The sequence below is a fragment of the Desulfocurvibacter africanus subsp. africanus DSM 2603 genome (assembly GCF_000422545.1).
GTDB classification, from domain to species: Bacteria; Desulfobacterota; Desulfovibrionia; order Desulfovibrionales; family Desulfovibrionaceae; genus Desulfocurvibacter; species Desulfocurvibacter africanus.
Genome location: NZ_AULZ01000025.1, coordinates 39,972 through 51,159 on the forward strand (window position 1 = coordinate 39,972; position 11,188 = coordinate 51,159).

11 protein-coding genes and 1 tRNA gene are annotated in these 11,188 nt (G+C 60.4%); 9 read left to right on the forward strand and 3 right to left on the reverse strand.

The window, feature by feature from the left end; genetic code table 11:
- Window positions 1-8: 8 nt before the first annotated feature.
- Window positions 9-521 (reverse strand): ribosome maturation factor RimP, encoded by a 513-nt coding sequence (locus H585_RS0115630; protein ID WP_014261618.1) that lies wholly within the window; start codon window positions 519-521, stop codon window positions 9-11.
- Between the two features lie 89 nt (window positions 522-610).
- Window positions 611-686: transfer RNA gene (locus H585_RS0115635), tRNA-Gly, on the reverse strand.
- 402 nt (window positions 687-1,088) lie between these two features.
- Between H585_RS0115635 and flgF the strand changes: the two genes are divergently transcribed.
- The 9 genes from flgF to flgL are packed head-to-tail and all read left to right on the forward strand — an operon-like array spanning window position 1,089 to window position 10,857.
- Window positions 1,089-1,922 (forward strand): flagellar basal-body rod protein FlgF, encoded by an 834-nt coding sequence (flgF, locus tag H585_RS0115640; protein WP_027368511.1) that lies wholly within the window; start codon window positions 1,089-1,091, stop codon window positions 1,920-1,922.
- An 18-nt stretch (window positions 1,923-1,940) separates the two neighbouring features.
- The gene (gene flgG / locus H585_RS0115645; RefSeq protein WP_005984337.1) at window positions 1,941-2,723 is read left to right on the forward strand and encodes a flagellar basal-body rod protein FlgG; all 783 of its coding nucleotides are present in this window, start codon (window positions 1,941-1,943) and stop codon (window positions 2,721-2,723) included.
- A 29-nt stretch (window positions 2,724-2,752) separates the two neighbouring features.
- Window positions 2,753-3,733, forward strand: a complete 981-nt coding sequence (gene flgA / locus H585_RS0115650; protein WP_237707752.1) for a flagellar basal body P-ring formation chaperone FlgA — start codon at window positions 2,753-2,755, stop codon at window positions 3,731-3,733.
- 34 nt (window positions 3,734-3,767) lie between these two features.
- The gene (locus H585_RS0115655) at window positions 3,768-4,475 is read left to right on the forward strand and encodes a flagellar basal body L-ring protein FlgH (protein ID WP_027368512.1); all 708 of its coding nucleotides are present in this window, start codon (window positions 3,768-3,770) and stop codon (window positions 4,473-4,475) included.
- A gap of 21 nt (window positions 4,476-4,496) precedes the next feature.
- Window positions 4,497-5,606 (forward strand): flagellar basal body P-ring protein FlgI, encoded by a 1,110-nt coding sequence (locus H585_RS0115660; RefSeq protein ID WP_005984331.1) that lies wholly within the window; start codon window positions 4,497-4,499, stop codon window positions 5,604-5,606.
- Window position 5,607: 1 nt separating this feature from the next.
- Window positions 5,608-6,582 carry a peptidoglycan DD-metalloendopeptidase family protein gene (locus H585_RS0115665; RefSeq protein WP_014261614.1) on the forward strand — a complete coding sequence of 325 codons (975 nt, stop codon included), beginning with the start codon at window positions 5,608-5,610 and terminating at the stop codon, window positions 6,580-6,582.
- 47 nt (window positions 6,583-6,629) lie between these two features.
- On the forward strand, window positions 6,630-7,109 hold the full coding sequence (flgN, locus tag H585_RS0115670) for a flagellar export chaperone FlgN (protein ID WP_027368513.1): 480 nt from the start codon (window positions 6,630-6,632) through the stop codon (window positions 7,107-7,109).
- Window positions 7,110-9,290: a flagellar hook-associated protein FlgK gene (gene flgK / locus H585_RS0115675; RefSeq protein ID WP_027368514.1), complete on the forward strand. Its 2,181-nt coding sequence runs from the start codon at window positions 7,110-7,112 to the stop codon at window positions 9,288-9,290. It begins immediately after the preceding gene.
- 13 nt (window positions 9,291-9,303) lie between these two features.
- Window positions 9,304-10,857 carry a flagellar hook-associated protein FlgL gene (gene flgL, locus H585_RS0115680; RefSeq protein ID WP_051183181.1) on the forward strand — a complete coding sequence of 518 codons (1,554 nt, stop codon included), beginning with the start codon at window positions 9,304-9,306 and terminating at the stop codon, window positions 10,855-10,857.
- Window positions 10,858-10,995: 138 nt separating this feature from the next.
- Here flgL and H585_RS0115685 read toward each other — a convergent pair.
- Window positions 10,996-11,188 (reverse strand): transposase (locus tag H585_RS0115685; protein ID WP_027368516.1); only part of this gene is annotated, 193 nt, incomplete at its 5' end.

Genomic DNA, 11,188 nt, shown 5'->3' on the forward strand with positions numbered 1-11,188 from the left:
GAAGATCGTCATGCCTTGGATTTGCCTTGCGTTTTTTTCTTGTCAGCATGCTTCCAGGGATCTTCGACGATCAGCCTGGCCTTCTTCACATCTTCCCACCGAAGATTGAAGAGCTGACCCTCCGCCTCTACGGCGATGGAGTCCTCGCGGACTTCCTTGAGGATACCACGAAATTTTCTACGGTCACCCAGCGGAACGCTGGTCCGTATCTCGACTTTTTCTCCCATGTAATCCCGCATCTGCTCCGTGGAAAAAAAGGATCGCTCGAAGCCGGGAGATGAGAGTTCCAGTCGATATGTGCCGGGGATGAAATCCTCGACGTCCAGAACGAGCCCGATGTTGCGGCTGGCCTCCGCGAGCTGCTCCACGCTGACGCCCGTGGGCGACTCCACGTAGACGAGCACGGTTTGGCCACGGCCATCCAGGACTATTTCGACGCCCCAGAGACTGAGCCCCATAGGCTCTATAACAGTCCTGGCTGCCTGGGCTATGCGGTTAGTGATTTCGGTTGTGACTGCCATGTCCGCTCCGCTGTGAAAATAAAAAAGTGGACCATGCGGCCCACCTCGAAACGAACGCCCCATGGGGCAAATTGTTCTGAGGCTTTGGCTGGAGCGGGCGACGGGGGTCGAACCCGCGACATCAAGCTTGGGAAGCTTGCACTCTGCCAGCTGAGTTACACCCGCTCAAAGCACAGGACAGCCTAGGGACCTTTTCGCCGAATGTCAACTCAACGAAAGGCTCCCCACGCCCGAGTCCCTAGTACAAAGCCTTTGGGTTCAGGGCACCGTCATGGCTGTTGCCATCTAACAACAGTATCCTCCAAATGCAAGGGGGAACAGAAAAAATTCTTTTAGCGCATGCTCCTTGCATAATAGCGAAACTCTCTGACGCAATCTACTTCGAGACAATCCGGCCAAGCTCATTTCTGAAGGATATTCGGTTAACCCCTGCCAGGGGCACGCTTGGCGCGAAGCCTGCGTTCAGTTGGATCCATTTTGAATACCTTGTCATAAGTTAGTGATTGTACTGGTGCTTTCAACGTTGGCGTATGACTTGCTAACGTCTGTCCAAGGGAGGTGTCCGACATGCAGGAAGCCATATACAGCGCCGTGTTCGGGGCTCTGTCCAGCGAACATCGCATGAATATCATCAGTAACAACCTGGCTAACGTGAGCACCACGGGCTACAAAACCGACAGTGTAACCTTCAAGGACGTGTTCGTCCCGTTCGCCCACGACTACATCCTCGACTCAAAGGAGCACTTGCGCGCAAAGCCCCTGTGGCCGGATGCCGATGTCATCGCCAAGCCGCGCCTGGCCGAGCACAAGACCGACTTCGCGCAGGGGTCTCTACGCAAAACAGGCGATCCCCTGGATTTAGCCATCCAGGGTGACGGGTTCTTCAAAATCCTGACGCCGGATGGCGTGCGCTACACCCGCAATGGTCATTTCAATGCCATGCCGAATGGTCAAATCGTCGACAGCAACGGCAATCCGCTGCTGGGCACCGACGGCCCCATCTTTCTGTCCGGAAGCGGCGTGGTGGAGATCGATCCCGCCGGCAACGTCAGCGAGGGCGGAGCGCAGGTGGGCACCATAGCTCTGGTGCGTTTTGACAACCCGCGGGGCGTCATCAAGGACGGCCAGAATCTCTACAAGCTCTCCGAGGACTTTGAGGCCAATGAAATGGCTGTGTCGCCCGGCATGCCAGAAATAACGACAGGCAGTGACGGCACGCCTCAGACCAGGATTTCGCCGGTCATCCAGCAGGGCTTCCTGGAGTCCTCCAACGTGGAGATCGTCACGGAGATGGTGCGCATGATCGAGGTCAACCGAGTGTTCGAGGCCTATCAGAAGATCATGCGCGGCTCCCAGGATATGGATAGTTCGCTTATCAAAAGCATGGGCAAATCTGTTTAACAGCGGAGGATATATCTCATGATGCGTTCGCTTTGGACGGCCGCCACGGGCATGGTCGCCCAGCAGATGAACATTGACACCATCTCGAACAACCTGGCCAACGTGAACACCATAGGCTTCAAGAAGAGCCGGGCCGAGTTCGAGGACCTCATGTACCAGACCATGAAGATTGCCGGCACACGCACCGAGGGCGGCAACGTGACGCCGGTGGGCATCCAGATGGGCATGGGCGTCAGGCCCATGACGGTGCACAAGTTCTTCACTCAGGGCGATTTCCAGAATACGAGCAATCCGCTGGACATAGCCATCGAAGGCGACGGCTTCTTCCTGGTGGATTTCAACGGCACCGAAGCTTTCACCCGCGCCGGAGCCTTCAAGCTCGATAATGAAGGCAGGATGGTCACGGCCAACGGCTATCTGCTGCAGCCGGAGTTCACGGTGCCGCCCGAGACCGTCAACGTGGTCATCAGCGAGCAGGGCCATCTGGCCGCCCTGGATCGTCAGGGCAACGAGCTGTCCTCCACGGACCTCCAGCTCTATACCTTCCAGAACAACGCCGGCCTCAACGCCATCGGCCGCAACCTGTTCATCGAGACCGAGGCCTCGGGCCCGGCCACGGCAGGAACTCCGGGCGAGGAGAACGTGGGCACCCTGGCCCAAGGTTTCCTGGAAGGCTCCAACGTTGAGCTGGTGGACGAGATGGTCGGCATGATCATCGGCCAGCGCGCCTTCGAAGTGAACTCCAAGGCCATCAGCACCTCGGACACGATGCTGCAGACCGCCATCAACGTGAAGCGTTAGGGCCGCGCGGAGGGAGCGCAGACGTGCAGATGTTTTCGTTCACGGCCATGGCCCCGAAGCTGGCGATTGTCCTTGCGATTGCGGCGGTTCTCGTCGTCGTGGCCGGGGCGTCGGCCATCGATTGGGGACTGTCCATCAAGACCAGCGCCTGCGCCCAAGGGAGCAAAATCCTGCTGGGAGAAATCGCCACGCCCTACGGTCCCATACCCGCCGGGACATGGGAGAAGCTGGCGCGCATGGAGTTGTGGCCATCGCCGGAACGGGAAGGGCGCTCCGAGGTATTCTCGCGCCGCATGCTCGCGGAGCTGCTGCGCGAACATCTCGGCGAACTCGCCGTGCGCTGCTCCATTCCTTCGGGGCTGACTGTGCAGCGCGGCGGCGCGCTGCTGGACAAGTCGGCGCTGTTCGCGCGGGTGGAGGAGTATCTCCGGCCCAAACTGGCGCTCATGGGCGGCAGGGCGGAACTGGCGGGCTTCAACGCCCCCGAGGTCGTGTCTCTGGACGAGGGCTACGCCCGATTGGAGATCGAGCTTCTGGACAAGCTCGCCGCCGGCCGGGTCAACTTGCGCATCAAGGCCGTGGCCGGCGACGGCAGGCTCGTGCGCCAGGTGGCGGCCAACGTGTTTGTGGACCATTGGGTGGCCGTGGCCTGCGCTTCCAGGCCAGTGAATCCAGGCGAGGCCATCACGCCGGACATGGTCACCTTTCAGGAAAAGAATCTGGCCTATTTCCGTGGCGCCCCTTGGGACGGCAAAGGCGGTCCCTGGCAGGTCAAACGGCCAGTGGGAACGGAACAGCCTTTCAGTTTGGACATTCTGGAGCCCGTCCCTCTGGTGGTCAAGGGCTCTACGGTTAATCTGGTTTACCAGGGCCGGCACGTGCAACTGGCCATCCAGGCCGAGGCCATGCAGGCCGGCGGCTTGGGCGAAACCATCCCGGTGCGCAACATTCATTCAGGCAAGCTCGTGCAGGCCGTAGTCATGAGCAAGGATACGGTAGCGGTGCGCTGAAGCCGCTCGATATCGTAACGGAGGTTTAGAGATCATGCGTGTGCTCGTACACTTGGCCGTGTTCCTCGTAGCGGCGTCCTTGCCCCTGGTGGCCTGCGCCCCCGGCAAAAAGACGCCGACTGCCATGCCCGTGCTGACCCAGCCTGTGCCGCCACCGCCAGTGTCGCAAAACAACCCGGGCTCGCTGTTCGATGCGGGGCAGAACAGCCTGCTTTTCGAGGACGACCGTGCGCGCAGGGTGGGCGACATCGTGCTCGTGCGCATCGTGGAAACCTCCAGCGGCTCGCATACGGCTGATACGACCTCGGACAAAGATTTGAGCTACCAGGCCGGTGTTACAAACTACTTCGGCCGCAGCAAGGTCGGGATCGCCGGTATCAATTTTCCGGGAACGGTGGGGACCGATCCAATGATCGGGGCCAATACCACTTCGAAGTTCAGCGCCTCGGGCGAAACATCCCGGGAATCGGACCTTACGGCAGCCGTGGGCGCGCGGGTCATCCGCGTGCTTCCCGACGGCCTGCTGCAGGTCGAAGGCGCGCGGCAGATGCGCATCAATGACGAGACGCAGATCCTCGTGGTGCGGGGGCTCGTGCGCAGCAGGGATATCGGACCGGACAACTCCATCTCCTCCAGCCAGATGGCCAACGCCGAGGTCGAGTATTACGGCCAGGGCGTGCTGGCCGACAAGCAGAGGCCAGGCTGGATAGCCCGCATCCTCGACAACATTTGGCCCTTCTAAGGTTTGCGGAGCGCAATACTCATGCGTAGGAAAAACATCTCCCTGGCCGCGGCGCTCGCCGCCTGCATGCTGCTGACCCTGTTCGCCACATCGGCGCAGGCCACGCGCATCAAGGATATCGCCACCTTCAAGGGCGTGCGCAGCAACCAGCTCGTAGGCTACGGCCTGGTTGTGGGCCTGGCCGGCACGGGCGACAACCGCGGCTCGGCGTTCACCATTCAGTCCATGGTCAACATGCTCGAACGCATGGGCGTGCGCGTGGAACAGGAAAATCTGAAGCCCAAGAACGTGGCCGCGGTCATGGTCACGGCCAACCTGCCATCCTCGTCGCGCCCAGGCGCGCGCCTGGACGCGACGATATCCTCCCTGGGCGACGCCAAGAGCCTGCTCGGCGGCGTGCTCATGCTCACGCCAATGCGCGGCGTTGACGGCAACGTCTACGCCCTGGCCCAGGGCCCGCTCACCGTGGGCGGGTACAGCGCCGGCGGCGAGGCTGCCTCGGCCACGTCCAACATCCCAACCGTGGGCATCATTCCGCATGGGGCCACGGTGGAGCGCCAGGTGCCCTTCGAGTTCAACAACCAGGACATAATGACCATCAACCTGAACATCGCCGACTTCAGCACCACCCAGCAGGTGGTGGATAGCATCAATCGCACCCTGGGCGGGCCTTACGCCAGGGCGGCGGACATCTCCACCATCGACATGACCGTGCCCGAGCGTTTCCAGGGCAACCTGGTGCCGCTCATGGCTTCGCTGGAGAACCTGCAGGTCACGCCCGACGCCAGGGCCAAGGTCGTGGTGGACGAGAAGACCGGCACGGTCATCGTGGGCCAGAACGTGCGCCTGAGCCGCGTGGCTATCTCCCACGGCAGCCTGCAGATCATCATCTCGGAGAGCGCCAACGTGAGCCAGCCCCAGCCGTTCAGCCAAGGCCAGACCGTGGTGGTGCCCGAGACCGAGATCCAGGTGCGTGAGGAGAATAACAGGCTCGTGCTCATGGAAGGCGCCACACTCCAGGAATTGGTGGACGGCCTCAACTCCATCGGGGCTACTCCGCGCGACCTGATTTCCATCCTGCGGGCGCTCAGGAGCGCCGGAGCGCTCATGGCCGAATTGGAGGTGATCTAATATGTCCGACCAACTCTTTCCCGGCATGATGAACGAGGTCCAAGACCAGACCGAGCTGTCGAATTACGCCAAGCTTGCAGCCCAGAGCCAAGCGCTACGCCGGCGCTTCGAGTCTCCCAACCAGGACAAGGCCAAGCTCAGGGAAGCTACCCAGGATTTCGAGGCCATCTTCATCGGCAAGCTGTGGGAGCAGATGCGCAACACAGTGCCCAAGGAAGGCTACCTGCACAGCAAGCAGGAAGACTTCTACCTGTCCATGTTCGACCAGGAGCTGTCGCGCAAGCTCGCGGGCTCGGGTGGAATCGGCATCGGTGACATGCTTTACGAGCAGCTCAAGACGCAACTCGTGGAGAAGAGCAAGTCCGCCACTCCGGGTGCGCCGGTGGAGATCAAGCCGCTGCCGGAGGTTGAGCAGGCCAAGCTCAAGACCCGCTCCGAGCCGTCCACTCCGGTCGCGGAGCAGGGCGCTGCCGATCCGGCGGTCCTGCCCCGTGACGAGATATTCCGACGCATCGATCACCTTGCGCTGGAAATCGAAAGCCAGGCGCGGCTCGAAACGGAACAGGCCAAGTCCGCAGGCTTCCCTTTGCCGCACATCGACTGGCCGATCGAAGGCCGGACTGTTTCCCAGTTCGGCTTCGCGGCTCCCACCAATCGCCTGCCGTCCGGTTCCCGCAGCGGCGTGGAGATTGCCGCGCCGGCCCTGTCCAGCGTCTCCGCCTGCCTGGAGGGCGTGGTCACGGCCGTGGAGCGTCGGCCGGACTTGGGCCTTGTGGTGGAAATCGAGCATGGCGACGGACTGCGCAGCGTCTACGGCCATCTGGAGAACGTGCAGGTGAGCCAGGGACAGCGCGTCACCGCTGGCAGAGAAATTGCTCAATTAGCCCCAGAGTATGGCAAAAACGTCCCACGCCTGTACTTCGAGGTCAGGCAGGGCAATATCGCGCTAAACCCGGAACTCCTGCGTACGGCATAGAATCGACAAGGCTGGCAGGGGGCTGGGAGCGAGAGGGGAGTTGAGCAATGAAGCGCCGCATCCTGGACAGCCTGAACCGGCAGAAGAACGCATTGAGCCTTTTGGCTTCGCTGCTCGGGGAAGAATTTTCCTACCTGCGCCAGGGGAACCCCCAGGCCGTGTCGGGCATCGAGTTATCCGTTCAGGACCTCCTGCGCCAGATAACCAGCGAGCGAGTGGAGATGAAGTCCATGATCCAGGCCGTGGCGCCCGGCGCCGCACGCCTGACGGCCTTCATCCAGACCCTGCCCGAGGCCGAACGGCCCGAAGTGGCGGCGCTGCTCGAAGAGCTGGATCGCCGCGAGCAGAACTGCGCGACCCTTGCGGCCAAGAACTTCGAACTGGCCCTGGCGCTGCACGATCAGAGCAGGAAGCTGCTCACCTTCCTCCACGGCAAGATCAATCCCGAACAGAAGGAAACCTATACGGCGCGCGGCAAGTTCCCCAAAACCAAACGCGGAGCCGCCATCCTGCAGGGGAGGCTGTAAATGTCCGGCATCAACAATATCATGGATATCGCCCGCAAGGGCCTCTTCGCCTCCCAGGCGGCCATCGAGGTCACGGGCCAGAACATATCCAACGTGAATACCGTGGGCTATTCCCGCCGCTACGTGCGGCTGGAAGAGAGCCTGCAACTTGACTACAGGCCCGGCCAGATCGGCATGGGCGTGGAGGCGGCCGAGGTTCTGCGACACTTCGACCGCTTCATCGAGACGAACTACCTGGACAAGTCCACTATGCAACAGCGCTACGATACGCTGTTCGGCAGCCTGAAATCCGTGGACAGCCTGCTTTATGAGTCTGACAAAGTCGGCGGAATAAGCAGCTCCCTCACCCAGTTCTTCAGCGACTGGCAAAAGTTGACCACCGAGACTGACAATTACGCGGTGCGCGAGACGCTCCTTGCCGATACCGACAACCTGCTTAGCGTCATTCATCAGGCCGACGCGCAGATGACTCGCATGCAGCAGCAGGCCAACGAGTTCATCCAGCAGGACGTGAACGACATTAACCTGATCCTGGACAAGATCGCCGGCATCAACGGGCAGCTCAAGCAAGTCGAGATTCCGGGCCAGAATAACGCCAACGCCCTGCGCGACGATCGCGACAGGCTCGTGCGCGAACTGGCCGGCAAGCTCGACATCAACGTCATCACGCGCGGCAACGAGCAAGACTTTACCATCACCACCAAGGCCGGTCACACCCTGCTGCAGAACGATCAGACCTTCAGCCTGAAGTTCGAAGGGCCGCGGGTCACTAGCAGCTTGGTTGCGGGTTCCACGTTTGGCGCGGATGGCAAGCTTTACTTCGATGGCATGGATGACTTCGAGTACACCATTGATTTCGTGAGCGCCGGAACGGCGGGTTCCGAGTATTCGGGCGACCCGGCCACGGCAGCCATGTTCCGTGTGTCCTTGGACGGCGGCAAGACTTGGCTCAAGGATGAAAATGGAGTGGAACTGCAATTCCCGGCCGGCGATGAGGCGCACTTGGTTGAAGTGCGCGGGGTGAAGATATGGTTCGGTCAGCAGGGCTCCTCCTTGACCCCCCCCTCCAATGGGCCCGAAGTCGGAGATGACTTCATCGTAGCACCCAAATCCGGTGTGTACTGGTACCAGGACACCTCGACCTCCGAGAACATCACCCCCCAGATTTACGCCAACGGCGAGGACAACAACCGCCGCATCACCGGCGGCAGCCTGGCCGGCTTCTTCAACTTCCGCGACAACTACATCGGCCAGTACCGCGATAAGCTCGACGCCTTGGCCAAGGAGCTCATCTGGTCCGTGAACTCCATCCACAGCGAAGGCGCGGGTTTGAAGAAGTTGTCCGAAGCCACGGGCACATACCAGGTCTTCGATTCGACAGTGCCCCTGGTCAATGACACCTCGGGATTGTTCTTTCGCGACAAGCTGCAGAGCGGCAACTTGCAGTTTTATGTGTACGACGGCACCGGAGCGATGGTGGGTACGCAAAGCCTTGATTTCTCGGCATACGGCATCACGCCCGGCAATCCCAATTTCGACCCCGAGAACCACAGCCTGGAGGACGTCCGGGATGCCTTCAACGACGCCTTCAACGGCATGTTCCCGCCGCCTCCCCCCGCCGTGCCCGTGCAGGCTTCGATCGTGAATGGCTCGTTGCGCATTGCCTCTGGCAACGGTCATACTTTCGGCTTTGGCCAGGATTCCACCGGCCTGCTGGCCGGCCTGGGCATCAACACGTACTTCTCGGGCACCGACGCCACTAGCATTGAGATCAACTCGGCCGTGGCCAGCAACACTTCGCTCATCAACGCCGGCCACTACAACGGCGCTGGCGAGATCAACAAGGGTGACAATCTCATCGCTTTGGACATCGCCGCCCTGAAGGACACGAAGCTGGACATCCACACCGACTTCGGGGGTACGTCTCACCAGACGCTCTCGGAGTTCTACAACGCGCTGGTATCGAGCGTGGGCGCGGATACGTCAGGCGCGCAGTTCAATTTCTCCTACCAGAATTCACTGGCCCAGGATCTGGATGCGCAGCAGCAATCCCTGTCCGGCGTGAACCTGGACGAGGAGATGAGCAACCTCATCAAGTTCCAGCACTCTTACACGGCCGCGGCAAAGCTCATCTCCACCGCGGACCAGATGCTGCAGACGTTGCTGGGCCTCAAGCCCTAAGGAGGACGAAGGCATGATTCGCGTCTCGCAACAGATGCTCTTCACGAATTACGTATCGAATATGAATTCGTCGTTGAGCCAATATATGGATCTGAACATGCAGGCTGCGTCGCAGAAACGCATCAACAAGGGTTCGGATGACCCGGCCGGCATCTATCAGGTGTACAACCACCGGGAAACGCTGAGCTCCATCGATCAATACCGGAGCAATATCGGCACGGCCCAGGGTTGGCTCAAGCAGGCTGATGACACTATTCTCCAGATGAACACGATCGTCACCAGGCTCAAGGAGTTGGCCGAGCAGGGTTCCACGGGCCACCTGACCGACGACAACCGCGAGCAGATCAGCTACGAAGTGCGCGAGATGTATAACCAGCTCATCACGCTGGCCAACCAGCGCTTCGAGGGCAAGTCCATCTTCGCCGGCCACAAGACCGAGGAGTCGGCCTTCGAGGCGGCCATGTGGATGCGCGGCAATGACAATGCCGACTTGAACGGCGTGGATTTCAAGGTCGAGGGCGACGCTCCGAAGACCGTGGTTATACAGATGCTGGATGGCGACGGCGTGACGCCTTTGGCCTTGGGTGATTTGTTCCGGTATTCAACCGACGGCGGAAAGACCTTTAGCGCTCCAACCGCTGTAGTTCCTGATGCCAACGGCGATTTCCTGCTGGACATGGGCGGGGTGAGGGTGACCATCGACGCGGCCACGCCTCCCCAGTTCACGGCCGTGAGCGCGACAGACACCAACGACACCTCCGGCTCCTGGATGTGGGTTTATCCCACGGCCCAATACATGGGCGACGACAAGGACGCCATCGAGGTGGACGAATTCGGCGCAGGCGGTATCACGGGTAGCGCCTCGGGCGTGTTCAACAAGAATACCCTCGTGCGCGTGGATGGGTACAATGGAACGGATACCATCACTTATTCCTACAGCACTGATGGCGGCTCGACCTGGAAGCAGAACAATACGGCCCCGGCCCAACCCACGGACACGACGGCCATGATGACCGTGCCCGGCGGCACCCTGACTCTGACCATGCCCACGGACGTGAACACCGACGTAGCTACCGGCCAGCAGTTCTCCATCCGCCCCCGCACGGCTGACATCTCCGTGGACATCTCCCAGAACGAGTCCGTGGTGATCAACGGAATCGGCAAGGATATCTTCGGCGGCATCTATCAGGACCCAAGCGCTGCAGCGCCGAGCCTCGTTTTCGGCAACGACCGCGACAAGAACCTGTTCGACACCGTGGGCCGGTTGCTGTCCAGCCTGGAGACCAACAACCAGGACGGCTGCCAGGACGCTCTGGAACACTTGCGCACGTCCAGCGAGCATCTGCTGAATCAGGTTGCCAGCTACGCGGGCCGCGAAAACAGGCTGGTGGTGGCCAAAAGCGTGCTGACCAATCTGGAATACAACGAAGAGGAGCGCCTGAGCGCGGTCGAGGACGTGGACGTCACGGAACTCATGACCAAGCTTGCGCAGCAGCAAATCGGCTACGAGGCCGTGCTCAAATCCTCTTCGAGCATCATGAAGATGTCGCTCATGAACTTTATCTAGAGCAGATCGCTTATAAGACGCCTGCTCCGGCGTTGACGGCGCAAGTGAATTGCGCCTACGCCTACGCGGCGGCAAGCCATGCCGACGCATGGCTTGTAGAGCATTTTCAAAAGCAAAATGCTCTAGGGCCTGTTAACGCTATCTGAGCGCCTCTACAATTAGTGCCAAGGTGAGAAAGCCAAGGTACATGACATCGAGCTTGTCGTAGCGGGTAAAAATGCGCCTGTAACCTTTGAGTCGTCTGAATAGACGCTCTATCTCATTGCGCTTTTTGTACAGCTCCTTGTCATATTCCCAGGGTTCCAAGCGATTGGGGTTTGGAGGAACCACG

Bases quoted from the DNA above. Each gene is read 5' to 3' on its own strand.
- flgG (WP_005984337.1), top strand. From the start codon at position 1,941: ATGATGCGTTCGCTTTGGACGGCCGCCACGGGCATGGTCGCCCAGCAG.
- flgK (WP_027368514.1), top strand. From the start codon at position 7,110: ATGTCCGGCATCAACAATATCATGGATATCGCCCGCAAGGGCCTCTTC.
- H585_RS0115660 (WP_005984331.1), top strand. From the start codon at position 4,497: ATGCGTAGGAAAAACATCTCCCTGGCCGCGGCGCTCGCCGCCTGCATG.
- H585_RS0115665 (WP_014261614.1), top strand. From the start codon at position 5,608: ATGTCCGACCAACTCTTTCCCGGCATGATGAACGAGGTCCAAGACCAG.
- flgA (WP_237707752.1), top strand. From the start codon at position 2,753: ATGTTTTCGTTCACGGCCATGGCCCCGAAGCTGGCGATTGTCCTTGCG.
- flgF (WP_027368511.1), top strand. From the start codon at position 1,089: ATGCAGGAAGCCATATACAGCGCCGTGTTCGGGGCTCTGTCCAGCGAA.
- flgN (WP_027368513.1), top strand. From the start codon at position 6,630: ATGAAGCGCCGCATCCTGGACAGCCTGAACCGGCAGAAGAACGCATTG.
- flgL (WP_051183181.1), top strand. From the start codon at position 9,304: ATGATTCGCGTCTCGCAACAGATGCTCTTCACGAATTACGTATCGAAT.
- H585_RS0115630 (WP_014261618.1), bottom strand. From the start codon at position 521: ATGGCAGTCACAACCGAAATCACTAACCGCATAGCCCAGGCAGCCAGG.
- H585_RS0115655 (WP_027368512.1), top strand. From the start codon at position 3,768: ATGCGTGTGCTCGTACACTTGGCCGTGTTCCTCGTAGCGGCGTCCTTG.